Origin of the sequence: Myxococcus sp. CA051A (assembly GCF_013336705.1) — a bacterium.
Taxonomy (GTDB): Bacteria; Myxococcota; Myxococcia; order Myxococcales; family Myxococcaceae; genus Myxococcus; species Myxococcus llanfairpwllgwyngyllgogerychwyrndrobwllllantysiliogogogochensis.
The window spans coordinates 262,169-286,211 of sequence record NZ_JABUMS010000001.1; the positions used below are offsets into that span (position 1 = coordinate 262,169).

The window sequence follows — 24,043 nt, forward strand, 5'->3', positions numbered from 1 at the left end:
CTGGAAGTTTTTCGGCGCTGCGCGTTCTACATGTCGAGGCGTGGGTGATCCGGATTTCATTTCCGCTGCGGCCGAAAAATTGCTACAATACTGGCGAGCAACACCACGAGAGGGGGGCCGAGTCATGCAGCAGGCCAAGAAGCGAACGACTCTGACGAGCCAGGCACACACCCACCAGGAGCCGACCCGCAAGGAAGTCCGGCCGGTGGGGATGCAGGAAATGGGGCCTGGCCTCTACGAGCAGATCCGCCGTGCGCTGATGGAGTTGTCGCTGGCGTCAGGGACTTGAGCGGAGCCGAAGCGTCACGCTGAACGGAGCCCTGGCGGCGCCCCTGGACGGGCGCGCCTCGCTTCAAGGCCTCGTGGGTACCACCGAGGCGCAGGGACTCCCGGCGAATGCCAGGGAGTCCCTACAACCCCACGACTCAGGTTTCTTCTTCTTCGGTTTCCGCGGTCGCGGTCTCGTCGTCATCGAACGAGTCGAGGTCTTCTTCCTCTTCCTCGCTCGCGGCGGCGGGCTCTTCGGGTTCAATCGGTTCGATGACCTTCGGGGCGGCGGCCAAGCGTCCGCGTCGTCCCTCGGGCTGGGGCTTGAGAGCAGGGCTTTCCCGCTGGTCCGCGCCGCACTTGGGGCACAGCGGGTCAGGCTTCTTCATGTCGTAGAACTTCGTCTGGCACTTGTAGCAGACGAACTTCGATCCGAGGTCCTTCGCCGGCATTCGCCACCTTCTGAATAAGGCCGAGAGAAGACAGAGGGCGGCTGCATAGTTGGCGCGCAAGACGGAGTCAACCGATGGTTTGCGCGGGAGATTTCTAGCGGTAGCATCCAGAACCCAGTCTCCCCTCAGTGAGCCGGACGCTCCCCTTGAACTTCACCTGCGACAATTGCCAGAAGCGGTACTCCATTGCGGACGAAAAAGTCCGCGGCAAGACGGTCAAGGTCCGTTGCAAGAACTGCCAGAACGTCATCACCGTCGAAGGACCCGCCGAAGAGGAGAGCACCCGCGTGGTGTCGCTCGCGGACGTGGAGCGGCTGAGAGCGCAAGAGCGCTCCCTGGCCGAGCCCGCCGCCGCGCCCGTCACCGCCGCGCCCGCGTTGGCCAAGGCGCCACCCGCCGCGCTTCAAACGCCCTGGGACGATGAGCCCACGCGTGCCGCACCCCTGCGGGCCACCGGTTCGCCCTGGTTCGTGATGGTGCGCAACAAGCAGGAAGGCCCCCTCGACGAGGGGGCGCTCCGGGAGCTCGTCGCCACTGGCACCATCAGTGGCCGCAGCTTCTTCTGGCAGCAGGGCATGGCGGACTGGAAGCGCGGCGCGGATGTGCCGGAGCTCGCTGGTCTGTTCACCCCGCCACCCGAGCCGGAGCCCCTTCCTCCACCCCCTCCGCCCGTGGCGGAGCCGCCTCCCGCCCGAGCCTCGAAGAGCACACCTGCTCGCCGGGAGCCGGAGCCCGAGCAGCAGCCCTACTTCCCCGAGCCGGAGCCGCAGTACCCCCAGGAGCCGGAGCCCGAGCAGCAGCCCGAGCCCCAGCGAGCGTGGGTGCCCGAGGAGGACCCGGACACGACGTACTTCGGCGAGCCTGATCCTCGGGGCCAGTCCCAGGCTTCGGCGCGGCGAGGGGCGGCACCGGCCGCCAGCGCGGCGCCGCTGAACGAGCTGTTCTCCGACCTGGACCTTCCAGAGCGGGGGGACCAGGACGACGTTCCCCAGGAGGACCCGCTGGCCTCGCTGGGCGGCGGTGACGAAGAGGAGCGCAGGCCTCGGGAGGACACGCGTCACTTCGCCAAGAAGGCGGGTGTCACGCGACGCAACTCCGGCTGGAAGTACGCCGTCTTCGCGCTGCTGCTCATCATCGTGCCGGTGGGAGCCGCCTACGTGTTGTCGGAGTCGCTGGGCGTCATGCCGCTGCGGGTGACGACGGTGGACGCCGAGGGCAACCGGGTGGAGCAGTCCGTCTTCACCGGTGCTGGCATGGGCGCGCTGCGCGACAAGCTGCTGGGCAAGACGCCCCCGCCAGCTCCGCCGCCTGCGACGAAGGTGACGCCCGAGTCGCCCCCGGCCGCGCCCGCCGCGGTGCAGCCCACCGAGCCCAAGGCCGCCGAGCCGACGGCCGGCACCGAGGGCGCCGCCGTGGCGGCTCCCTCCAAGGAGCAGGTCGCGGCGGTCTACAACGACACGGAGAAGAAGGACGTCGCTCCGGAGGTCCGCGAGGATGCGGACGTGGCCGCGGCGGACACCGAGGAGGTGGGCGGTCCGTCGGACGAGGAAGTGGAGCGCATCGTGGAGCAGACCCAGGTCGCGTTCCGCGACTGCGTGGACCAGGAGCTGCGCCGCAATCCGTCCTTCAAGGGCGGGAAGGTGACGCTCACCGCCACCGTGGGCACGTCGGGCGCGGTGAAGGCCGCCACGTTCAGCCGCAAGGACCTGAACGGCTCCTCGAACACGGTGGGCACCTGCATCCGGGACCGTGCCAAGCGCATGGTCTTCTCCAGCTTCTCGGGTGAGGACGTCGACCTGGAGATTCCGCTCGTCCTCTCCGGGCGGTAGTCCCAAGCCAGGGCGCCGGGCCTCTCCCTCTCGTCGAGGGGAGGCCTCGGGACCTGGCGCGGCCGCCGAGCGTCCGCCTCAGAGGTCGAAGTCGCCCGCGGGAGGCTTCTTGCCCTGCATCGCCCGCTGACGCGCCAGGCGCACTTCCTCGCGCAGCGCCTCGGTGGCTTCCGCGTCCACCCGCATCGTCTCCAGGTCCAGCACGTCACCCTCGCGCACGCCCGAGGGGAGTGACGTGAGGGGCCGCGTCACCTCGCGCCCTTCGACGATGAGCACCGCGACGTCGTCCTCGATGCGGTCCAGCGTGGCCCGCGACACGCGTGTCTTCGTCATGGGTTGCAGTCCTGGGCGGGACGTCGTTCCTGGGCCGCCGCCTCGCGCGTCTTGTAGACGATGAGGTTCTCGGGGTGGATCTTCTTCGCCCCGTCGCAGTCCGGGAAGTGGAACAGCTGCCGCTTCCGGCTGGCGTGGTACGGGCCCTTGTACTTCTTCGAGCGGTCCGTGCGCCCCTCCGCCACGGGCGCGGGCGGCTCCGTCCGGGTCGTCTGGAGCGTGTCGATGGGCCGCAGGTCCTCGGGGGGAGGGGGCGGGGGCGGGACCTTCTTCTCGGGCAGGGGCTTGCCCGCCCAGAAGTCCGGCTCCGGCGTGGGGCCCTGACCCGGGTGCGTGTAGCGCGTGTCGCTGGGGCTGCCCTGCGGCAGTCGCTCGGGCGTGACGACCAGTGACTTGCCGTCGCTGACCACCTGCACCTCGCCATCCACGTCGGTGCGGAACACCTGGACGTGCGCGGCCTTCAAGCGCTCCAACGTGGCGGCGGCGGGCGCCTTGAAGGGATTGTCGGCGCCCACGGAGATGACCGCGGCGCGGGCGCCCACGCGGGCGAGGAAGGGCGCGGTGGTGGCGCCCGCGAGCCCGTGAGCCCCCACCTTGATCAGCGTGGACTGGATGGGGACCTCTCGCGCGAGCAGGTACTCCTCCGTCTGCGCGAGGGCGTCACCGGCGAAGAGCACCGACGTCTCGCCGTAGGAGAGCCGCATGACGATGGAGTTGATCTCCAGCGTGGCCTCGGACGCCTCCAGGAGCGGCTCGCTGGGGGCTCGGGGCCAGAGGATGGTCAGCGACACGCCGTCCCCCAGGTTGATGCGCTGGGGGGCATTGGGCGTGGACGTCGGCGGCGCGGGCGAGACGACCTGGATGCGGCGCCCGCTGATGGAGGTGAGCAGGGCGTCGTACTCGCGCGGCGCCGAGGGCAATTGCGGCTCCATCAACTGTCGCGCGCCCACGCGCCGCAGCACCGGGTCCAACGCTCCGTGATGGTCGTTGTGCGGGTGGGTGAGGATGACCAGGTCCAGCTGCTTGACGAGCAGTTCCGGGAGGCGGTTCACCAGGTGGCCCGCGGCCTTCTCCGGGCCCGAGTCCACCAGCACCGTGTTTCCCGTGGGGGAGACGATGAGGGCGGCGTCCCCCTGGCCCACGTCGAAGAAGTAGACGTGCAGCTTCCCGTCGGGGGCGTTGCCGAAGTAGCGCTTGGCCTCCGTGGCACGCGTGGCGGACGGGTCCGGCGATTCCTTGCAGGCCGCCAGGGCCAGCAGGGTCCCCAGCAGGGCGAGATGGCGCGGGCTCATGGGTGACAATCCTCGGCGGGGCGACGCTCGCGTAGGGCGGCTTCGCGGTTCAGGAAGAGCGTGCGTTCAGACTTGGAACGCTTCAGCGTGGAGCACGTCTCGCGGTGGAACACCTTGCTGCCCTTGAGCCCCACGTAGGGGCCTTGTCCCTCGGTGTTCGCGGGCGTCGAGCCTCGCTCACCGGGTGCGGTTCCAGGTGAAGGGACTTTCACCTCGTCTCGCGGTTCGACGGTGCCGCGCCCTGGCCGGGAGTGGCCAGGCACGACGGGTCCGAGCGCGATGGGGCCCGGGGTGATTCCGCCCGGCACGACGAGCAGCGCGCCGGTGCCTCCGTTCGCACGCAGCGTGACGGTATGGCCGTCGCTGGCGGCGACCACTTCGCCATCCCGGTCCGTGCGCAGCACGTGCGCGCCGACGGCGTCGAGCCGCTCCAGCGTCTCTCGCGCGGGATGGCCGTAGTCGTTCTTGGCGCCACAGGAGATGACGGCGGCCTGGGGCTTCGCCGCGGCGAGGAACGCGGCCGTGGAGGAGTGCCGTCCGCCATGGTGGGCGACCTTCAGCACGGTGGTGGTGAGGTCCAGGGGGCGCTGGAGCAGGGCGGCCTCGGTGTCCGGCTCCGCGTCGCCGACGAGCAGGAAGGCCGTCCTCCCGTACGTCAGCTTGGCGACGATGGAGTTGGAGTTGGCGTCCGAGCGCGTTCCCACGAGGAAGGGCTCCTTCGGCGCGCGCGGCCATAGCACGGTGAGCGAGACGCCCTCACCCAGGCCGATGGTGAGCAGTGAGTCCGGCGTGGCGGGATTGGGCTCCGGGTTCATCACCTGGCCCACCGACTCGCCGACGAAGCCGAGCAAATCCCGGTACGCCTCGCTGGGGTGGTTGAAGCCCGGGTCCATGAAGCGCCGGGCGCCGACGGCGCGCAGCGCGTCCGTGAGTCCGCCCAGGTGGTCCAGGTGCGGGTGGGTGAGGATGACCAGGTCCAGCGGCCCCGTCACCAGGGTGCGCAGGCGGGCGGCGAGTCGTTCCCGGGCTTCGGGAGGGCCGCCGTCGATGAGGACCGTCTTGCCCGTGGGGGAGATGACGAGCGCGGCGTCGCCCTGGCCCACGTCGAAGAAGTGGACCGTGAGCGGCCTGGTGTCGGTGCTGGGAGTGGGAGGGGAGGGTGGGCCCGCGGCGATGCCTGGAAGCGCGGCGAGCAGGAGGACGAGGAAGCTGGACAGCCGGAGACGGGACATCACGGTGCGGACTCTACCGCCACGTTCCCACCCTCGGCACCTCGGGTGCGAGCAGGAAACGCACGGGTCGCCCGCGCGCTTCCCGAGGACCTCGAAGTGGGCTAAGGGGCCGCCATGTCCGACTCCGAGGACCTCTTCAAGTACGTCGAGGAAATCGCCGACCAGGCCCGCCGCCGCGTTCAGGCGTTGACGGGCGCCCGGGAGGCCCCCCCCACCGACGCCGCTCCCGACGCCTTCACCCGCCACGGCACGGGGCGCGTGGACCCGGACTCCATCCGGTCCGCCTCGGACCTGGCGCCGTACATCGACCACACGCTGCTCAAGCCCGAGGCGCGCCAGGAGGACGTGGTGAAGGTGTCCGAGGAGGCGCGTCAGCACGGCTTCGCCACGGTCTGCGTGAACAGCTCGCACGTGGCCACCGTCGCCAGAATCCTCGCGGGCTCCTCCACGGTGCCCATCGCCGTGGTGGGCTTCCCGCTGGGCGCGGCGCTGTCGTCGGCCAAGGCGTTCGAGGCGCGCGAGGCCATTGAAGCCGGGGCGCGCGAAATCGACATGGTGGTCAACATCGGCGCGCTCAAGGCGAAGGACCACACGCTCGTGTTCACGGACATCGCCGCCGTGGTGAAGGCCAGCAGCCCGTTGCCGGTGAAGGTCATCCTGGAGACGGCGCTGCTGTCGGACGAAGAGAAGGTCTTCGCCTGCCTGCTGTCGAAGGCCGCGGGCGCCGCCTTCGTGAAGACGTCCACGGGTTTCAGTTCGGGCGGCGCGACGGTGGAGGACGTGTCGCTGATGCGCGCCATGGTGGGCGAGGACGTGGGCGTCAAGGCGTCCGGCGGCATCCGCTCGTTCGAGGACGCCATGAACATGCTGCGCGCGGGCGCCAACCGACTGGGCGCTTCCGCGTCGGTGGCCATCGTCACCGGCCAGGTTTCCACCGCGAAGTACTGACCCGGCGGAGCCGACGTGAACGCGAAACAGCGAGACGAACTCAAGGCGCTGCTGCTGGCGCTGCATGCCGAGCTGACCGAAAAGACGCCCTCGAGAATCGAGCCCAACCGCACCGATGAGGCGCGCATCGGCGGCGACGAGGACGAGCAGCCCCTCAACGAAATGATGCAGGCCATCGCCTCCAACCGGAACCGGAACATGGACGGCGTGCTGGCCCGCGTGCTCAAGGCGCTGGGCAAGCTGCGCGACGAGCCAGACTCCTTCGGTGAGTGCGAGGAGTGCGGGGATGAGATTCCGCTCGGGCGGCTGCGCGCCATGCCCTACGCGGAGCTGTGCGTGACGTGCCAGGGCGGCAAGGACGGCCCCAAGGGCCGCGCCACGCGTCGCAAGCTCACCGACTACAGCTGAAAAACTCCACCGGCGCGGCGAGGCTTGTCTTCCGCGCGCGCCCAGACCGTACGAGGCTTCGAGGCTCCATGAACGACACCGGACTGAGAGAGCGGGCGGAGGCGTGGCGCCTGGCGGACCCCGACCCCGCCACCGCCGACGAACTGGCGCGGCTGCTCGCCCAGGGAGACCTCACTGAATTGGCGGACCGTTTCGCCGGAGACCTGGAGTTCGGCACCGCGGGCCTGCGTGGCGTGCTGGGCGCCGGGCCCAACCGGATGAACCGCGCCGTGGTGCGCCGCACCACCGCGGGCCTGGCGCGCTACCTCAAGGAGCATGTGCCGGACGCCGCTACCCGGGGCGTGGTGGTGGGCCGTGACGCGCGCAAGCTGAGCGCGGAGCTGGCGGAGGACACCGCCGCCGTGCTCGCCGCCGAAGGTATCCCCGCCCACGTCTTCTCACCGCCGGTGCCCACTCCGCTCACCGCGTACGCCTGCCTCCACCTCAACGCCGCCGCCGCCATCATGGTGACGGCCAGCCATAATCCACCCGAGTACAACGGTTACAAGGTGTACTGGGGCAACGGCGCTCAAATCATCCCGCCGCACGACACGGGCATCGCCGCCGCCATTGCCCGGGTGGAGCCCGCCAACCGCGTGCCCCTGCTGACGGTGGCCCAGGCGCGCGAGCAGGGCCTGTGGCGCGACATCCCGGACTCTCTGGGCGAGGACTACCTGCGCGCCATCCTCGGGCTGCGCGTGCACAAGAAGGGCTCCGACACGCTGTCCATCGTCTACACGGCGATGCACGGCGTGGGCGGAGTCTGGGCGGAGCGGGCCCTGCGCGACGCGGGCTTCCCGCGCTTCACGCCCGTGGCCGAGCAGCAGATGCCCGACGGCCGCTTCCCCACGGTGCGCTTCCCCAACCCGGAGGAGCCCGGCGCCATGGACCTGTCTCGCGCCACCGCCGAGCGCGTGAAGGCCGACCTGGTGCTGGCCAATGACCCGGACGCGGACCGGCTGGCCGTCATGGCCCGCGAGGCGGACGGTGGGCTGCGCATGCTCACCGGCAACGAGGTGGGTGTGCTGCTGGGCCACTACCTTTTGACGCAGGGGACGAAGCACGCTCGGCCACATGTCGTCACCACCATCGTCTCGTCGACGCAGCTGGGGGACATCGCCCGCTCGCTCGGCGCGGCGTATGACGAGGTGCTCACGGGCTTCAAGTGGATCGCCAACCGCGCGCTGGAACGCGAGCACGCCGAAGGCACTCAGTTCGTCTTCGGCTACGAGGAGGCGCTGGGCTACACCGCCGGCACCGTGACGCGGGACAAGGACGGCGTCGGCGCGGCGCTCGTCATGGCGGACCTGGCCGCGTGGTGCGAGTCGCGCGGCACCACCGTGCTCGGCTACCTGGAGGAAATCCAGCGCCGGCACGGCCTCTACGTCGGTGCCCAGCGCAACGTCACGCTGCCCGGCGCCGCGGGCGCGCAGGTCATCCGCGGCATCATGGACGCCTTCCGTGCCCGGCCTCCCTCCCACATCGGCACGGAGGCCGTGCGGGCCGTGCTCGACTACCAGCGGGGCGTGAATGGCCTGCCGCCGTCCAACGTGCTCGCGCTGGAACTGGAGGGCGGGGGCCGCGTCACCCTGCGTCCGTCCGGCACCGAGCCGAAGATCAAGTACTACTTCGAGCGCAAGGAGACGCCGGGTGCCGGGGAGCCCCTGGCCCAGGCTCGTGCTCGCGCCGAGGCCCGGTTGACCTCCTTCATCGACGCTTTTGTCGCGCTCGCACGTGAGCGTGGACAACCCACCTGAGTCTTGATTCACACCTCATCTCGCGCCTCGGTTCCCCCCTGGCCGCGCCTCGCGTGGCCCCCGTCGAAAGGATTCGTGTGAAGCGCCTCGTTCCTGGAGTCCTCCTCGCCTGCTGTCTGATGGCCCTTCCTGGTACCGCGCTGGCGCGGGGGCAGGGCTGGTCCGTGCTCGCCGCCGACACGCTGGGGCGGGGCAATACGGCGTTCTCCGGCCAGATTGGCTGGCCCGGCCTCACGCTGGGCGTGCTCCACGGCAGCTCGGAGCGCTTCGACATCGGCGGCAAGTTCAGCTTCAACTGGGGCCGCGAGGGTTGGGTGCGCCACACCTCGCCCGGCATCAAGCTGCAGGCGTGGATGCGGCTGGAGCTGGCGAAGACGAACCAGGTCTCCTTCGCGCTCACCTTCCAGCCCGGGCCGCTCTTCTACTTCGACGACGGCGACACGGACGTGGGCCTGGCGCTGCCGGTGGCCTTCGTCGTGGGCATCCCCGTGTCCAGCGCGCTGATGGTGAACGTGGGCATCGACATGCCCTTCCACGTCTACTTCGGGGAGGGCATCGGCCCCGTCATTCCCATCCTGGTGGGTGGCGGGCTGGAGTACTTCATCGACAGCCGGCTGGCGGCCACCTTCAACCTGCGCATGGGCCCCTCGCTCATCCCCGACTGGGATGAGAGCGAGTTCGCCATGGAAGCCCTCTTCGGCATCGCCTACCGCTTCTAGGCGACGCGCCGGTTCGGGCCTACCAGGAGGACGTCTGCTCGGGCAGCTCCACCGTGAAGGTGCTGCCCAGGTTGACGCGGCTCTGCACCGTCAGCTTGCCGCCCATGGACTCCACCAGGGCGCGCGCCACGGTGAGGCCCAGCCCGGCGCCCTTCTCCGGCGGCTTCGTCGTGTAGTAGGGCTCGAAGACGGCCTGCAGCTCGTCCTCGAAGATGCCGATGCCCGTGTCCTTCACGAACAGGCGCGGGCCGAAGTCGCCGAACATGTCCGGCAGCTCCACGCCCACGTGGATGCGACGCGGCCGGTCCATCACGTCTTCCACGGCCTCCGCCGCGTTGGCGAGGATCTCCACCAGCACCTGCTCCAACTGGCGGCGGTTGAACACGACGGCGATGGGGTCCTCCGGCAGCACCACCGTCACTTCGGCGGCGCCCAGACGGCCGTTGCCCCGCACCCGCTCCACCACCCCGGGAACCAGCTCCCGCAGGTCGAAGCGCTGGATGTCCTTGGGGTTGGTGGGGCCCAGCGAGAGCAGGTGCTGGCCGTACAGCCGCATCTGCTCGCCGGCGACACCCAGCTTCTTGAGCTCCTCCACGTCCGGTGGCAGGCCCTGCATCGCGCGCTCGCGCACGTGTCCCAGCGCCCGCTGGAGGCCCTCGCCGATGTGACCCAGGTTCTGCGCGACATCCGCCGCCAGCGTGCCCACGCGCGCCAGTCGCTCCATCTCCACCCAGCGGGTGCGTGGATCCAACAGCTCCTCGGCCCGCTGCCCACCGCGGTCGCGGTGCGCCTTGAGCTCCAGCAGCGTGTGCACGCGGACCTTCAGCTCCAGCGGATCCAACGGCTCCGTGGTCAGCAGATCATCCACTCCGGCTTCCAGCACCTGTCGCCGCGTCTGGCGGTCCGCCCTGCGGGTCAGCATCAGCACCGGCACAGACAGCGCACCCAGCTCCGCCTGGAGCCGTCGGTACGCCGCCAGCCCATCCGTCCCCGGACGCTCCACGTCCAGCAGCACCAGGTCCGCGGCCTGTCGGGCCCCGCTCCCACGCGCTGGCAGGACGTCGTAGCCCGCGGGGGCCAGGATGGAGCACAGCCGCTCCATGCCTTCTGACTCCACGTCCACCGCCAAAACGCGGGGTCTGTACGTCTCGGTCGTTCCCGTCGTATCCAGCATCACCCACCCCCGCCGTGTTGACCGGACCGACCGGGCCCGGGTTTCACAAGGAGTCCCTCCGGACCTTGCGACAGATTGGATGAAGCCTCCCCCCCGGTGGCCTGATTCCAATCCGGCGCGGCCCGACCTGACCTCATTATGCGAGGCGCGTGCCGTCGTGATTTCCGACGCCCCGTGTCTCAATCCCGGAGAAACCCGGAGTTCCATCCAATAACGGCAGGGGGTTGGAGTGTCGTCTTTCTCCACCATCCGAAGGAGAGGACGTTGGCCACCAGACACCTGGGGGTCACTCCTGACCAGGAATCATTCTATACCCGGGTATAGAATGACTCGCACTGGTTTGGTGACCTCAGCGGGACTCCTGCTCGTATGGGACGCCGAGTGAGGCAGGGGTGCTGTTGCGCTGGCCCTGGAAGGCGAGGACCAGGAGGGTGAGGAGGTAGGGCAGCGCGAGCAGGACGCCCTGGGGGACGACGTCCAGGAGGCCCGGGGCGCTGGAGGCGAGGCCGATTCGCAGCGCGTTGCCGAAGGCGAAGAAGGCCGCGGCGAAGAAGGCGCCCAGGGGTGTCCAGCGGCCGAACACCATGGCGGCCAGGGCCATGAAGCCCAGGCCCGCGGGCGTGTGCTGCTCGAAGCGGTCCAGCACGGTGGTGGAGAGCACGGCGCCACCCAGGCCCGCGAGCAGTCCACCGCCCAGCACCGCGCCCCACCTCAAAGCAGGAACGGAAAGTCCCAGGGTGGCCACCGCGTGGGGCTTGTCGCCCACGGCGCGCAGGCGGAGTCCCAGGGGCGTGCGAGTCAACATCCCCTGGAGCAGCAGCGGCAACAGCAGCGCCAGGTACGTGGGCGCGGCGTGGCCGGAGAGCGCGCCCAGCACGGGCACCGAGGCGAGCTCGGGCCAGTTCCAGGGGGCGAGCTGTTGGATGGGGGGCGTCCCGTTGGGCCCGAAGTGCGTCTCGAGCAGGAAGGTGCCGCCCGCCAGGGCCACGAGGTTGAGGGCGATGCCGGACACCACCTGGTCCGAGCGCCAGCGGATGCACAGGTAGCCGTGCACCGCCGCCAGCGTCGCGCCCGCGAGCATTCCGACGCCCACGGCCAGCGGCGTGGGCATGACGAGCGCGGCCACCGCGGCGCAGAAGGCGCCCACGCGCATCATCCCCTCCACGCCCACGGCGACGACGCCCGCGCGCTCGGAGAGCACCGCGCCCAGGGCGGCGAAGACGAGCGCGGGGGCCGCGTCCAGCGTGGCGAACAGGAGCCGGTGGATGATTTCAAGCATGGGGCACCTGCGCGGCCGGAGCAGGCGGCGCGGCCGTGGCGACTGTCGGGGTGCTTCGACGGCGCAGCGCCGCCAGCCAGATGAGGCGTCCGGCCACGAAGAGCAGCGCGAGGCCCTGGATGAGCTCGGGGAAGCTCTTGTGCACATCGAGCAGCTGCATGCGCGTGCCACCCGCTCGCAGAACACCGAAGAAGAGGGCCGCTGCGCCCACGCCCAGCGGATGGTTGTTGCCGATGAGGGCGATGGCGATGCCGTCGAAGCCGTAGGGCGCGCCCAGCGTGCCCGGATAGCGGCCCTCGGTGCCCAGCACGAGCACCGCGCCAGCGAGTCCGGCCAGCGCTCCGGCCAGCGCCATGGCGAGCCCCGCGCGCCGCGCCACGGGGATGCCCGCGGCCCGCGCCGCCTCGTCACCCAGGCCCACCGCGCGCGTCTCGAAGCCGGAGCGGGTGCGCGCAAGCCACGCCCAGACCGTCACCGCCGCCACGACGGCGAGGATGAAGCCCAGGTTGAGGCGGGAGCTGTCACCCAGCAGTCGAGGAAGCTGCGAGGTGGGGTGGATCTCCGCCGTGCCGGAGATGGAGGCGCCGGCCTCGGCCACGCCGCGCAACGGCCCGACGACGAGCCAGTTGTCCACCAGTCGCACCGCCACCCAGTTGAGCATGATGGTGGAGATGACCTCGTGCACGCCCCGGTACAGCTTGAGCGCGCCGGCAATCCCCGCCCAGGCGGCCCCGGCCACGGCCGCGCCGAGGAGCGCGGCCGGGATGTGCAGGACGCCCGGCAGGGCCACGTGCGCGCCGACCACCGCGGCCGCGAGCGCTCCGAGCAGCATCTGTCCCTGCGCGCCGATGTTGAACAGGCCCACCTTGAAGGCCACCGCCACGGACAGGCCGGTGAGGGTGAGCAGCGCCGCCTTCATCGCCGCTTCGCCCAGGGGCCGGGTGAGGACGGTGACGGCGGCGCCCTCGAGGAACCGGGGCCAGTCGCCAATGCCGCCCCAGAGCATCTCGAGATAGGCCGCCGTCGCGACCGCCGTGCCGTCCGTGTCCCGGGTGAGGGCGATGAGCTGCCAGCACACCACCAGCGACAACAGCACCGACAGCACCGAGGGCAGGGCCTGCCGTGTCCGCTCACCCATGGGCCTGCTCCGCTCCCAGCATGCGACGTCCCATCTCCCGCTCGTCGTACTCGGCCCGGGTGAACTGGCCCGTCACGCGGCCCTCGAAGAGCACATAGACGCGGTCCGCCAGGGCCAGCACTTCTTCCAGGTCCAGTGACACCAGCACCACTCCCGTCCCCTGGGCCCGCGCCTCGCGCAGCCGCGCATGCACCTGCGCCACCGCGCCGATGTCCAGGCCTCGCGTGGGCTGCACCACCACGAGCAGGCGCGGCCGGGCATCCAGCTCCCGCGCCACGACGACCTTCTGCTGGTTGCCACCCGACAGGGCCTGCAGGGGCAGGGTCGGCTCGGGCGGGCGCACGTCGTATGAGGCCAGGAGCGTCTGGGCCCGCTCGCGGCGCCCGGCGAAATCAATCCACAGGCCCCGCGCGAAGGGCGGCCCTGTGTGGCGTCCCAGGGCGATGTTCTCCTCCACGCTGAGGGCCTTCACCACCGCGCGGCGCAGCCGGTCCTCGGGCACATGGCCCACGCCGCGCGCTCGCGCCTGGGCGGGCGTGAGCCCGGTCAGTGCTCTTCCGAGCAGCGTGCCGCCACCCGCGGTCAGTGGACGCAGGCCGGTGAGCACTTCGGCCAGCTCGCGTTGTCCGTTGCCGTCCACGCCGGCGATGCCGACGATTTCTCCCTCGCGCACCGTCATGTCCACGCCGCGCAGCGCGGGGCACCCGTTGTCGCCTCGTGCCTGGAGTCCCGTTGCCTCCAGCAGGACGTCGCCGGGCTTCTCACCGCCGCCTGGCGCGGGCCTTCCGTCGTCCCCTCGCACCGGGAGCCCCACCGCTTCCATCAGGGCGTCGCTGGGGAGCTTCTCACCCGAGGCCGCGTGGCCCGTCACGGCGCGCTGGCTCTCTCCCACCATGAGGGCGGCCAGGGCCGTCGCCGAGGTCTCCGAGGGCCTCACCTCCGCCACCAGTCGGCCGCGCCGCATGACGGCGATGCGGTCCGCCACGCCGAGCACTTCCTTCAGCTTGTGGCTGATGAGCACGACGGTGCGCCCCTGCGCGACGAGGCCGCGCATGACGCGGGCCAGCTCGTCGGCTTCCTGGGGGGTGAGGACGGCGGTGGGCTCGTCGAGGATGAGCACCTGGGCGCCCCGGTGCAGCGCCTTGACGATTTCCACCTTCTGCTGCGAGCCCACCGTGAGCGTGTCCACGCGGGCGCGCGGGTCCAACACGAAGCCGAAACGCTCGCAGGTGGCGGCGACCTCCCTGACGGCGCGCTCCCAGTCGAACAGCCCCCGGCGGGTGGGCTCGCGGCCGAGCACCACGTTCTCCGCCACCGTCAGCGTGGGCACGAGCATGAAGTGCTGGTGCACCATGCCGATACCCAGGGCAATCGCGTCCCGAGGGCTCTTGAGGCGCACGGACCTGCCGTGCACGGACACCTCGCCCGAGTCCGGATGGTAGAGCCCGTAGAGGACGTTCATCAGGCTGGACTTGCCCGCGCCGTTCTCTCCCACCACCGCGAGCAGCTCGCCCGCGCCGATATCGAGGGACACGTCATCCAGCGCCGTGACGGCGCCGAAACGCTTCTGGATGTGTCGAAGGGAAATCAGGGCGCGGCGGCCTGGAAGGTGGCGAGGTCCGCCGGGACGGAAGGCACCTGGAGCTGTCCGGAGACGACGCGCTGGCGCAGCGCCTCCACCTTCTGGAGCGCCTCCGCCTTGCCCGGGAAGTCCACCCGGACCTCGGCCATGGCCACGCCGTTCTCCTTGAGGCCCAGCACCTGCTCGGTGGCGGTGAACTTGCCGTCCACCAGGTCCTTCGCGGCCTGGTAGACGACCAGGTCCGTGTGCTTCAGCATGGAGGTCAGGATGGCCTCCGGCGCCACGTGCGACTGGTCCGAGTCCACGCCGATGGCGTACACGCTCTTGCCGGCCGCGCGCGCCTCCTTCACCGCCTGGATGACGCCGATGCCGTCCGAGCCCGCCGCGTGGAAGATGACGTCCGCGCCCTTGGCGATGAGGTCCTGCGCCACCTGCTTGCCCGCGGCCATGTCGTTGAAGCTGCCGGTGTAGACGGACATCAGGGTCTGGGCCGCCTCGGGCTTCGTCGTCTTCACGCCGGCGCGATAGCCGACCTCGAAGCGCTGGATGAGGGGCACCTCGATGCCGCCCACGAAGCCCACCTTGTTCGTCTTCGTCACCAGCCCCGCCAGCGCGCCGACGAGGAAGCTGCCCTCGTGCTCCTTGAAGAGGACGGTGCGCACGTTGGGCAGCCGCAGCGTCTTTCCCTGGGCATCCAGCACCTGGCTGTCGATGAGCAGGAAGCGGGCCTGGGGGTTCTCCTGGGCGGAGCTGCGCACGGCGTTGGCCAGCAGGTAGCCGTTGCCGATGGTGAGCTGGGAGCCCCGGTCCACGAGCAGCTGGAGGTTGGGGACGTAGTCCTCCTGGGCCTTGCTCTGGAGGACGACGGGCTGGATGGGCAGGGGCTGGAGGGTGGACGCGATGGAGGCCAGGTGGCCGGGCAGGGACTTGCGCACGTCGTCGGGCGTGGCGTCCACGTACTTGCCGCCCTCGTAGCGCTTGCCGGCGGCCCACAGCTCCAGGCCGCGCAGGGCGGCGTCGTTGAACGAGTGATCACCCCGGCCGCCCACGTCGATGACGAGGCCCACGGGAAGCGGCTTCTTCGCCTCCTGCTGAGCGGAGGCGGGGGCCGGAGCGCCGGAGGGGGGCGTCTCTTCCTTCTGCTTGGAACAGGCGCAGAGGAGCGCCGTGAGGGCGAGGACCTGAAGGCGAAGCGTCATGGCTGGCTATCTACCAGATGCGGAGGCGCCTTTCGCGGAAGTGCATGGGGCCCCGGGTTCCTGGTATGGGCAGTCCCCGTGCAACCCTACGAGCTCATCAAGTCGAAGCGGGATGGGGGCCGGCTGGAGCCGGCTGACATCCGCGCGTTCATCCAGGCATATACGGCGGGAACGGTGGCGGACTATCAGATGGCGGCCATGTGCATGGCCGTCTTCTTCCGGGGGCTGGACTCCCGAGAGCTGGGCGCCTGGGCGCGCGCCATGCTGGAGTCGGGCGAGGTGTTGGACCTGTCCGACACCCCGGCCGTGAAGGTGGACAAGCATTCGACGGGCGGAGTGGGGGACAAGGTGTCGCTCAGCCTGGCGCCCCTGGCGGCGGCGTGCGGGGTGCCGGTGCCCATGATTTCGGGCCGGGGCCTGGGCCACACGGGAGGGACGCTGGACAAGCTGGAGTCCATCCCCGGCTTCAACGTGAATCTGTCGACGTCCGAGTACCGCCGGCTGGTGCGCGAGGTGGGCTGCTGCCTGATTGGCCAGACGGCGCAGGTGGCGCCCGCGGACAAGAAGCTCTACGCGCTGCGTGATGTGACGGCGACGGTGGACTGCATCCCGCTGATTGCGTCCTCCATCATGAGCAAGAAGCTGGCGGAGGGCATCGACGCGCTGGTGCTGGACGTCAAGGTCGGCAGCGGCGCGTTCATGAAGCGCGACGAGGATGCCCGCACGCTGGCCCGGACGATGATTGGCCTGGGCGCGGAGATGGGGCGCAAGGTCGTCGCGCTGCTGACGGACATGGACCAGCCGCTCGGGCGCAAGGTGGGCAACGCCCTGGAGGTGATGGAGGCGGTGGACATGCTCCGTGGCGAGGCCCCGGACGACTACACCGAAATCACCTACGCGCTGACGGCGGAGATGCTGGTGCTCGGCAAGAAGGCCGCCACCGTGGACGAGGCGCGCGAGAAGCTGCGCAAGTCCGTGGCGGATGGCAGCGCGCTGCGCAAGCTGAAGGAAATTGTCCTGTCGCAGGGCGGAGACCCGCGCTCCATCGACGACTACTCGCTCCTGCCCCAGGCGCGCTCCACGGTGGACGTGGTGGCGCCCCGTGGAGGGTATGTGACGGGCATCGACACGGAGGGCGTGGGCCTCGCGGGCGTGGCGCTCGGCGCGGGCCGTCAGCGGGTGGACAGCAAGATAGACCCCGCCGTGGGCTTCACCCTCTTGAAGAAGACGGGCGAGGCCGTGGTGAAGGGCGAGCCCGTGGTCCGCGTTCACTACAACGACGAAGCTCCGGTGGAGGGCGTGAAGGCCCGTCTGCTGGCGGCCTACCACTTCGGCGATGCCGCCCCCGCCCCCCGTCCGCTGGTGCGCGAGCGGGTGGAGTAGGGCGGCTCGGACCTCGAGCCCGCGCGGCTCGGGGTCCGGTGCCTGGCCCCTCGTGACGGTGATGGCCCGTGCGCCTACGCGCCGTGGCCGCCGTCGACGTTGAGCACGGTGCCCGTGATGTACGTGGCACCCGGGCCCGCGAGGAACACGATGCTGTCGGCGACCTCCTCGGGGCGGCCGAAGCGGCCCAGGGCGATGGCCGCGTTGATGGCGGGCTTCATCGGCTCCAGGCCGGAGGACATGTCCGTGTCCGTGAACCCCGGCTGCACCACGTTGACGGTGATGCCCTTGGGGCCCAGGTCTCTCGCCACGCCCTTGGTGTAGCCGACCACCGCAGCCTTCGTCGCCGTGTAGTCCGCCATGCCGGCCATGCCCACGCGCCCGGTGATGCTGGAGCCCACGGTGATGATGCGCCCGCCCTGGCCCATCACCTTGACCGCCTCGCGGATGGCCGCGATGACCCCGTGGACGTTGATGTTCTGCTGTCGCTCGAACGCCACCGCATCGCTTTCCGGGCTGTCGACCGCTCCTGGCGTGGCCACTCCCGCGTTGTTCACGAGGATGTCCAGCCGACCGAAGCGCTGCGTAACCGCCTGGACCAGCTTCGCTGCCTCCGCCGGTACGCCCTGGTCGGACTGGAAGGCCGCCGCCCGGACGCCTTGGGACTCCAGCTCCCTCACGAGGGCTTGGGCCTTCTCCGCCGAGGCGACGTAGCTGATGGCCACATCCGCCCCTTCTTGCGCGAGCGCCCGCGCCGTCGCCGCGCCAATCCCCCGAGAACCCCCCGTCACCAGCGCCACCTTGCCTGCGAGCTTCTTGGCCATGTTCGTCATTCCTTCCAGGTTGTGTACTTGTCGGTACTGAATTGGACACACCCAGGCGCGCTCCGCGCGGTTCCGCCCGAGCCCGGGCGCGGGATGTGTACCGATTGGTATAGATGTAGAGTCCTGGCCCGGAGCCGTCAAGGGGATTAGTATCGAACGGTATGAAACCGAAGACGGCAGCCGCCCAGGTGGGGCGTCCCCGGGGTTTCGACGTGGATGAGGCGTTGGACCGTGCGCTGCGCCTGTTCTGGCGGCAGGGGTACGAGGGCACCTCGCTGTCGGACCTGACGGAGCATCTGGCCATCAACCGGCCCAGCCTGTACGCGGCGTTCGGCAACAAGGAGTCGCTGTTCCGCAAGGCGTTGGACCGCTACGTCGAGCGCCATCTGGTCCTCTATCGGGACGCGTTCGCGAGGCCCACGGCCCGCGCCGCCGTCGAGCACCTGCTGCTCGGGCTGGCGGACGCGCAGACGCTGCCCCGGGAGCCCAAGGGCTGCATCACCGTGCAGGGCGCGCTGGTGAGCGGCGCGGATGCCGCCCCCATCCAGGGGGAGCTGGCGGCGAGGCGCGCGGCGGGAGAGCAGGCCCTTCGCGAGCGAATCGAGCAGGGGCAGCGCGAGGGGGACGTTCCGGCGCACGTCGACTGCGCGGACCTGGCGCGCTACTTCACCACCGTCTCGCAGGGCATGGCCGTCCAGGCCGCCACGGGAGCCAGTCGCGAGGACCTGCGGCGCGTGGCCCGGACCTCCCTGCTCGCGTGGCCGCCCGCCTGAGGAAGTTCGCCGTCCCCTCCGGTGGTCGAGGAGGCTTCGCTCGGTCCTTCACGTCGGCCCCGGAACGCGGCATCTTTCTGGCCCCAACGGCGGCAGGGACGCATGAACACGGGCGAAGCGCTGTATCTCCATCCAGGAGTGAAGGTCCGGCCCTGCGAGTGGGGCTTCGGCGTCTTCACCGATGAGTTCATCAAGGCGGGCGAACTCATCGAGGAGTGTCGCTACCTCAAGATGCTGCAGAAGCACACGCGGCATCCGCCACTCGACGACTACGTCTTCCAGATTCGCTGGGGAGAGCGCGAGCAGCAGCCCGCGGGGGACTGGGTCGCGCTCGTGCTGGGCTACGGCATGCTCTACAACCACGCGAAGGAGCCCACCGCCGCGTACTACCGCGCGGTGGACCGCGACATCTTCACCTTCTACGCCCTGAGGGACATCCACCCCGGCGAGCAGATCTTCATCAGCTATGGCGAGGAGTGGTGGGACACCCGGAACGAGGATATCCCCCCTTGAGCCCTCGGGGTGCGTTCCGGGGGGGCGTGAGCGGGCCCTGGGGGGCCGCCGGGTTCGACGCAGGGCGCAAAGAGGGGGCACTCCTGGTACAGGACATTCCTGGGGGAACCCACGCGGGGGATGAAATTCGGCGCCTCCCTGGCGGGTGGGCAAGCGTATGATGGGCGGCGGATGGTGCTTCATGGACACGTGACGCAGGCGGCCGTGGCCGTTCGCCGGGGGACCTGGAAGGGGGAGCCGAGGGTGGGCTTCGACCTCCCAGAGGACGCCCTGCCGGCCGGGCCCGGTGAGCCGCGCGCGTGGCCCCGGGGGCGGGCCACCTCCAAGGGGCTTCCGGCGGTGGTACGGGCATGAGCGGCAGGACTGGAACGGCGATGGCCGAGAGGAACAACTCGATGAGCGACAAGGCCGAGGACCGGCGCGACTCCCCCCGGATTCCCATGCGCCTGAAGGTGCGCCGGGCGGGCAGCTCGGCGGACTTCGAGGCACGGGATGGGGACCTGTCCCTGGGCGGCTGCGCCTGGAATGGCCCCGGACTGGAGGCGGGCGCGCAGGTGGAGGTGCGCTTCACGCTGCCCATCCTTCCCGACGAAGTGGAGGCGAAGGGCGAAGTGCTCCACGTGACGGATGGCCCGCAGGGCCCCGCCGCGCACGTGCGCTTCGTGGACCTGCCGGTGGAGGCGGAGCTGGCCATCGCCCGCCACCTGGACGACATGCGGCTCGCGGGCGAACCTCGCTGAGGCCCACCCCGTCACCTAGGAAGGCGGCGACATGGCGGATGAGATTCCCTGGGAGCGGCTGTTCGAAGAGGCCACCCGGGTGCGCGAGCGGGCGCACGTGCCGTACTCCCGCTTCCCGGTAGGGGCCGCCGTCCTGTACGCGGACGGCTCCGTGATGTCCGGCTGCAACGTGGAGAACGCCACCTACGGGCTGACGGTCTGCGCCGAGCGCAATGCGTTCGCCGCGGGCGTGGCGCAGGGCCGCTCCCAGCCGGTGGCGGTGGCGGTCGTCGCGAACACGGCCACACCCGTCCCGCCGTGCGGCATGTGCCGGCAGGTGATGGCCGAGTTCGGCACGCCGCAAATGCAGGTGCGCAGCCGCACCCCTCGAGGGGACGAGATGCGCTACTCCCTGGGCGAGCTGCTGCCGCACGCCTTCACCAAGGACTTCCTCTAAGAGAGCCTGAGCACCCGTGGATCTGCTTCTGACCGGCGGCACCGTGGTGACGATGAACCGCGAGCGAGAGGTGCTCGTGGGCGCTGATGTGCTCGTCCAGGACGGGCGCATCGCGAAGGTGGGACGGGGCCTGAAGGCCCGTGGAACGCGGCGCGTGGTGGACGTGGCGGGGAAGGTGGTGCTGCCGGGCCTCATCCATGGCCACCTGCACGCCTGCCAGACGCTGTTCCGGGGCCGCGCGGATGGGATGGAGCTGCTCGACTGGCTTCGCGAGCGCATCTGGCCCTTCGAGGCGTCCCATGACGCGGCCTCCATGCGCGCGTCGGCGGACCTGACCTTCGCGGAGTTGATCCGCTCGGGCTCCACGGCCGCGCTCGACATGGGCAGCGTGCATCACTACGACGCGGTCTTCGAGTCCGCGCGGGACTCCGGCTTCCGGCTGGTGGGTGGCAAGGCGATGATGGACGCGGGCGCCAACGTGCCCGACGGCCTGCGCGAATCCACCGCGGAGTCGCTGGCCCACAGCCTGGCGCTGCTGGAGCGCTGGCACGGCACGCACGACGGGCGGCTGCGCTACGCCTTCGCGCCCCGCTTCGTGTTGTCCTGCACGCCGGAGCTGATGCGCGAGGTGGCGAAGCTGTCGCGCGAGCACAACGTGCGCATCCACACCCACGCCAGTGAGAACGCGAAGGAGACGGACGCGGTGCGCCAGTACTCGGGCGGCCGGGACAACGTCGACTTCTTCCACACGCTGGGGCTGACGGGGCGGCACGTGACGCTGGCCCACTGCGTGTGGTTGTCCGCGGAGGAGCAGGAAATCATCCGTGAGACGCACACCGTGGTGTGCCACTGCCCCGGCTCCAACCTCAAGCTCGCCTCGGGCATCGCCAAGGTGCCGGAGCTGCTGGAGGCCGGCGTGACGGTGGCGCTGGGCTCGGATGGCGCGCCCTGCAACAACACGCTCGACATCTTCCACGAGATGCGGCTCGCGGCGGTGCTGCACAACCCTCGCGTGGGGCCTCGCGCGATGACGCCCCTGCGCGTCCTGGAGATGGCCACGCTGAACGGCGCCCGGGCGCTGGGGCTGGAGGACGAGGTGGGTTCGCTCGAGCAGGGCAAGCGCGCCGACATCACCGTGGTGGATGTGAGCGGCCTGCACTGCGGTCCCTCGGCCGAGGACATCCTGGCCCCGCTGGTGCACTCCGCGCGCGGCAGCGACGTGACGCACGTCTTCATCGACGGCAAGCCAGTGTTGAAGGACGGCGTGCTGACCACGCTGGACGCGTCGTCGGTGATGGCCAGCGCGAAGTCCAACGTCGAGCGCATCCTCCGCCGTCGGCAGCGCGCCCGGGGTTCAGGCGGTCGGTAGCCGCAGCACGAAGGACGTGGGCCAGTCCGAGGTGTCCTCCACGGAGAGCGTTCCTCCGTGGGCCTCCGCGGCCAGTCGGGAGAAGTACAGTCCCAGGCCGTAGCCCCGGCGGTTGTCTCGCTCCTGGTCGCCCTGCACGTACTTGTCGAAGAGTCGCGCGCGCAGCTCGCCTGGAATCGGCGGGCCGTCGTTGCGCACCGCAAGCCAGGCGCCCTGGGCGTCGGTGCCGCCCTCCAGCCGCACGCGGCCACCCGTGGGCGCGTAGCGCAGGGCATTGGTGGCCAGGTTCTCCACCACGCGGACGAGCAGCTCCGGGTCTCCGTTCAGTGCCAGCGTTCGGGGCGCGACGACGTCCAGGGTGAGCTTGCGGGCGCGGGCCACGTTCTCCAGCGAGCGGCGCACGTCCTCGAGCAGGCGGCCCATGTCGAGCGGCACCTTGCGGGGCTCCAGCCGGCCCTGCTCCAGCCGGGGCACGTCCATCATGTCGGTGATCATCCGGTCCAGGCGCGCGGTGACGGCCAGGCCCGTGCGCGCGGACTCGTGGAGGTGGCCCTGGGGGAGCTCCTGCTCCATCCAGGCCAGCGTCATGGTCAGCGCCGACAGGGGCGAGCGCAGGTCATGGACGAGGAACTGCGTCAGCAGCTCCTTGTCGTGCTGGAGCGCCCGGAGCTCGTCGTTCTTCGCGTGCTCCTCGTCGAGCATCCTGGCGATGATGCGCCGGGCCTCCTCGACCTCCTGGAACCGGCGGGCCTCCAGGGCGCTGTCCACTTCCGCGCGGGTGAGGGCCACCGCGAGCACGCGCACCCTCCCGGTGCCGTAGTGCTTCACCGCCGCGACCATCATCAGGGTGACGACGGCGATGACCACCGCGCCCCAGCCGACGCCCGCCTCGCGCATCAGCGCCGCCTGGGCCACCGACGACAGCGCGGCCGTGCCGTAGACGACGGTGGGGCGCAGGGCGAGCCCGCTGAGCGTCACGACGAGGGCGAAGAGGCCCAGGCTGAAGCCCGCCACCCCGGCCGGAAAGGGCGAGATGGGGAGGGCCAGGTGTTGCAGGCCATAGACGAGGGCGACGTCCACGGGGGACTGGACGATGCCCAACCAGCTGGCCTCGGGGCGGTTGCGCACGACGAAGAGCACCGTCGCCACGCCCACATAGGGCACCAGCAGGAGCGGGTAGGGGCTCCAGTCCTCGCCACCGGTCAGCCACAGCGTGGTGGTGAGAATCAGGAAGAGCGTCGCGCCGACGAGCCGCACCGCCGCGCCCGTGCCCAGCACGCTTCGTCGCTGGGCGTCCACGGCGCGCGCCAGCGAGTCATCGAAGGAGGAGTGGGTCCAACCCAACGCACTGTCCACTGGGGCAGGGTTTTCCCCGCTTCCCGGCGCCGGGGCAAGTCCCCCACTTGGGGGAGGCCGCCAGGGGACGGCTCGCGGGCCCTCACTGGCGGCGTGCGAGCAGGGAGGCGCGATGGGACTTGTGGGTGGTGGGCAATCGCCTTAGGTGAGTTCGCGTAGCACTGATCAGAGGGGTGGATGCGGCTGCTTGCTCCCCCCTGAGTTCGTGTAAGGTGGCTGGAAGTAGGTCTGGACGGAGGTAGACCGGCGATATGTGGGACAGACTCAAGAGGGCGTTGCGCAGCTTCGCGGGCTTCTTCGTCTCCTCCATCGAGGATCCGGAGCTCATCCTCGAGCAGAACATCCGTGACCTGAACGACCAGGTCCCGAAGATGAATGAGTCCATCGCCATGGTCCGGGCGAATGTGACGCTGCTGGAGAAGGAGAACACCAAGTACAAGGACGACGTGCGCGGGCTGACGGCCAAGGTGAAGGCCGCCATCCAGGCCGGTCGCGACGACCTGGCGGCGCAGTACGCGACGAAGCTCCAGGTGGAGAAGGAAGCGCTGGCGCGCAACGAGGCGCAGCTGGAGACGGCGCGGCTGGCGTACGAGAAGGCGCTGAACGTCAAGAAGGCGTTCATGCGGGAGAAGGACAAGAAGACGGCGGAGGCCATGACGGCCATTCGCGACGCGCGACGCGCCAAGTGGCAGGCCAAGGTGGCCGACACGATGGAGTCCTTCACCGTCGCCGGCATCGACTCGACGCACGACGAGATGCTGCGCAAGGTGGAGGAGCGGACCGCCGTGAACGAGGCGCGCATGCAGATGGCGCTCGAGTCGGTGGACCACCAGTCCGCGCAGATTGAGGAAGAGGCCGAGAAGATCCAGGCCAACGAGCTGGTGAAGCAGTTCAAGATGGAGATGGGGCTGATGGAGAGCCCCGCCCCGGTGTCTGACGTGAGTGGACAGACGGGGAAGACCATCGGCAAGAAGGTCGGGGTCGAGTAGGCCCCGGCGGTC

At 70.3% G+C, this 24,043-nt stretch carries 24 protein-coding genes; 13 read left to right on the top strand and 11 right to left on the bottom strand.

Annotated elements, in window-relative coordinates; genetic code table 11:
• Positions 1-124 precede the first annotated feature (124 nt).
• Positions 125-289 (top strand): hypothetical protein, encoded by a 165-nt coding sequence (locus HUA74_RS00985; protein WP_174453057.1) that lies wholly within the window; start codon positions 125-127, stop codon positions 287-289.
• A 136-nt stretch (positions 290-425) separates the two neighbouring features.
• Here HUA74_RS00985 and HUA74_RS00990 read toward each other — a convergent pair whose 3' ends face one another.
• Positions 426-719 (bottom strand): FYDLN acid domain-containing protein, encoded by a 294-nt coding sequence (locus HUA74_RS00990; protein ID WP_141649469.1) that lies wholly within the window; start codon positions 717-719, stop codon positions 426-428.
• A gap of 146 nt (positions 720-865) precedes the next feature.
• Here HUA74_RS00990 and HUA74_RS00995 point away from each other — a divergent pair, with 146 nt between their 5' ends.
• Complete coding sequence (locus HUA74_RS00995) at positions 866-2,548, top strand: AgmX/PglI C-terminal domain-containing protein (protein WP_174453058.1); 1,683 nt, start codon at positions 866-868, stop codon at positions 2,546-2,548.
• Positions 2,549-2,626: 78 nt separating this feature from the next.
• Here HUA74_RS00995 and HUA74_RS01000 read toward each other — a convergent pair whose 3' ends face one another.
• From HUA74_RS01000 to HUA74_RS01010, 3 genes are read right to left on the bottom strand one after another with little or no spacing between them, the layout of a single operon-like run.
• Positions 2,627-2,881, bottom strand: coding sequence for a DUF3006 domain-containing protein (locus HUA74_RS01000; protein ID WP_174453059.1), 255 nt, complete (start codon positions 2,879-2,881; stop codon positions 2,627-2,629).
• Positions 2,878-4,173, bottom strand: a complete 1,296-nt coding sequence (locus HUA74_RS01005; protein WP_174453060.1) for a ComEC/Rec2 family competence protein — start codon at positions 4,171-4,173, stop codon at positions 2,878-2,880. Before HUA74_RS01005 ends, HUA74_RS01000 begins: the two co-directional genes overlap by 4 nt.
• Complete coding sequence (locus HUA74_RS01010) at positions 4,170-5,405, bottom strand: ComEC/Rec2 family competence protein (RefSeq protein ID WP_174453646.1); 1,236 nt, start codon at positions 5,403-5,405, stop codon at positions 4,170-4,172. The genes HUA74_RS01005 and HUA74_RS01010 overlap by 4 nt, the downstream gene beginning before the upstream one ends.
• A 114-nt stretch (positions 5,406-5,519) precedes the next feature.
• Here HUA74_RS01010 and deoC point away from each other — a divergent pair, with 114 nt between their 5' ends.
• The 4 genes from deoC (at position 5,520) to HUA74_RS01030 (ending at position 9,276) form a co-directional block, all read left to right on the top strand.
• Positions 5,520-6,353 (top strand): deoxyribose-phosphate aldolase, encoded by an 834-nt coding sequence (gene deoC / locus HUA74_RS01015; protein WP_174453061.1) that lies wholly within the window; start codon positions 5,520-5,522, stop codon positions 6,351-6,353.
• 15 nt (positions 6,354-6,368) lie between these two features.
• Positions 6,369-6,761: a TraR/DksA C4-type zinc finger protein gene (locus tag HUA74_RS01020; RefSeq protein ID WP_141647633.1), complete on the top strand. Its 393-nt coding sequence runs from the start codon at positions 6,369-6,371 to the stop codon at positions 6,759-6,761.
• 68 nt (positions 6,762-6,829) lie between these two features.
• Entirely contained in the window at positions 6,830-8,557 is a 1,728-nt protein-coding gene (locus HUA74_RS01025; protein ID WP_174453062.1) for a phospho-sugar mutase, read from the top strand.
• Positions 8,558-8,634: 77 nt separating this feature from the next.
• On the top strand, positions 8,635-9,276 hold the full coding sequence (locus HUA74_RS01030) for a hypothetical protein (RefSeq protein WP_174453063.1): 642 nt from the start codon (positions 8,635-8,637) through the stop codon (positions 9,274-9,276).
• Between the two features lie 19 nt (positions 9,277-9,295).
• On the opposite strand, the gene HUA74_RS01035 is transcribed toward HUA74_RS01030, so the two are convergent.
• The 5 genes from HUA74_RS01035 to HUA74_RS01055 form a co-directional block, all read right to left on the bottom strand.
• Positions 9,296-10,378 carry a sensor histidine kinase gene (locus HUA74_RS01035; protein ID WP_254614272.1) on the bottom strand — a complete coding sequence of 361 codons (1,083 nt, stop codon included), beginning with the start codon at positions 10,376-10,378 and terminating at the stop codon, positions 9,296-9,298.
• A 421-nt stretch (positions 10,379-10,799) separates the two neighbouring features.
• Positions 10,800-11,729: an ABC transporter permease gene (locus HUA74_RS01040; RefSeq protein WP_174453065.1), complete on the bottom strand. Its 930-nt coding sequence runs from the start codon at positions 11,727-11,729 to the stop codon at positions 10,800-10,802.
• Positions 11,722-12,867: an ABC transporter permease gene (locus tag HUA74_RS01045; protein ID WP_174453066.1), complete on the bottom strand. Its 1,146-nt coding sequence runs from the start codon at positions 12,865-12,867 to the stop codon at positions 11,722-11,724. Before HUA74_RS01045 ends, HUA74_RS01040 begins: the two co-directional genes overlap by 8 nt.
• Complete coding sequence (locus tag HUA74_RS01050; RefSeq protein ID WP_174453067.1) at positions 12,860-14,401, bottom strand: ABC transporter ATP-binding protein; 1,542 nt, start codon at positions 14,399-14,401, stop codon at positions 12,860-12,862. Before HUA74_RS01050 ends, HUA74_RS01045 begins: the two co-directional genes overlap by 8 nt.
• Positions 14,402-14,454: 53 nt before the next feature.
• On the bottom strand, positions 14,455-15,648 hold the full coding sequence (locus HUA74_RS01055; RefSeq protein ID WP_174453068.1) for a BMP family protein: 1,194 nt from the start codon (positions 15,646-15,648) through the stop codon (positions 14,455-14,457).
• Between the two features lie 78 nt (positions 15,649-15,726).
• Between HUA74_RS01055 and HUA74_RS01060 the strand changes: the two genes are divergently transcribed.
• Positions 15,727-17,031, top strand: a complete 1,305-nt coding sequence (locus HUA74_RS01060; protein ID WP_141647625.1) for a thymidine phosphorylase — start codon at positions 15,727-15,729, stop codon at positions 17,029-17,031.
• A 74-nt stretch (positions 17,032-17,105) separates the two neighbouring features.
• Here the strand turns inward: HUA74_RS01060 and HUA74_RS01065 are convergent, their stop codons facing one another.
• A complete protein-coding gene (locus HUA74_RS01065; protein WP_174453069.1) occupies positions 17,106-17,855 on the bottom strand; it encodes an SDR family NAD(P)-dependent oxidoreductase in 750 nt (249 codons plus the stop codon).
• Positions 17,856-18,016: 161 nt separating this feature from the next.
• Between HUA74_RS01065 and HUA74_RS01070 the strand changes: the two genes are divergently transcribed.
• From HUA74_RS01070 to HUA74_RS01090, 5 genes are all read left to right on the top strand, one after another.
• Positions 18,017-18,628 (top strand): TetR/AcrR family transcriptional regulator, encoded by a 612-nt coding sequence (locus tag HUA74_RS01070; protein ID WP_174453070.1) that lies wholly within the window; start codon positions 18,017-18,019, stop codon positions 18,626-18,628.
• 102 nt (positions 18,629-18,730) lie between these two features.
• Positions 18,731-19,141 (top strand): SET domain-containing protein-lysine N-methyltransferase, encoded by a 411-nt coding sequence (locus tag HUA74_RS01075; RefSeq protein WP_174453071.1) that lies wholly within the window; start codon positions 18,731-18,733, stop codon positions 19,139-19,141.
• Between the two features lie 374 nt (positions 19,142-19,515).
• Positions 19,516-19,881, top strand: coding sequence for a PilZ domain-containing protein (locus tag HUA74_RS01080; protein ID WP_141648176.1), 366 nt, complete (start codon positions 19,516-19,518; stop codon positions 19,879-19,881).
• A gap of 31 nt (positions 19,882-19,912) precedes the next feature.
• Positions 19,913-20,317 (top strand): cytidine deaminase, encoded by a 405-nt coding sequence (locus HUA74_RS01085; RefSeq protein WP_174453072.1) that lies wholly within the window; start codon positions 19,913-19,915, stop codon positions 20,315-20,317.
• Between the two features lie 16 nt (positions 20,318-20,333).
• Complete coding sequence (locus HUA74_RS01090; protein WP_174453073.1) at positions 20,334-21,686, top strand: 5'-deoxyadenosine deaminase; 1,353 nt, start codon at positions 20,334-20,336, stop codon at positions 21,684-21,686.
• Here HUA74_RS01090 and HUA74_RS01095 read toward each other — a convergent pair.
• Positions 21,672-23,030: a sensor histidine kinase KdpD gene (locus tag HUA74_RS01095; RefSeq protein ID WP_254624858.1), complete on the bottom strand. Its 1,359-nt coding sequence runs from the start codon at positions 23,028-23,030 to the stop codon at positions 21,672-21,674. The two genes, HUA74_RS01090 and HUA74_RS01095, sit on opposite strands and share 15 nt — an antisense overlap.
• A 263-nt stretch (positions 23,031-23,293) precedes the next feature.
• On the opposite strand from HUA74_RS01095, the gene HUA74_RS01100 reads away from it, so the two are divergent.
• Complete coding sequence (locus HUA74_RS01100) at positions 23,294-24,031, top strand: PspA/IM30 family protein (RefSeq protein ID WP_141648171.1); 738 nt, start codon at positions 23,294-23,296, stop codon at positions 24,029-24,031.
• Positions 24,032-24,043: the final 12 nt, after the last annotated feature.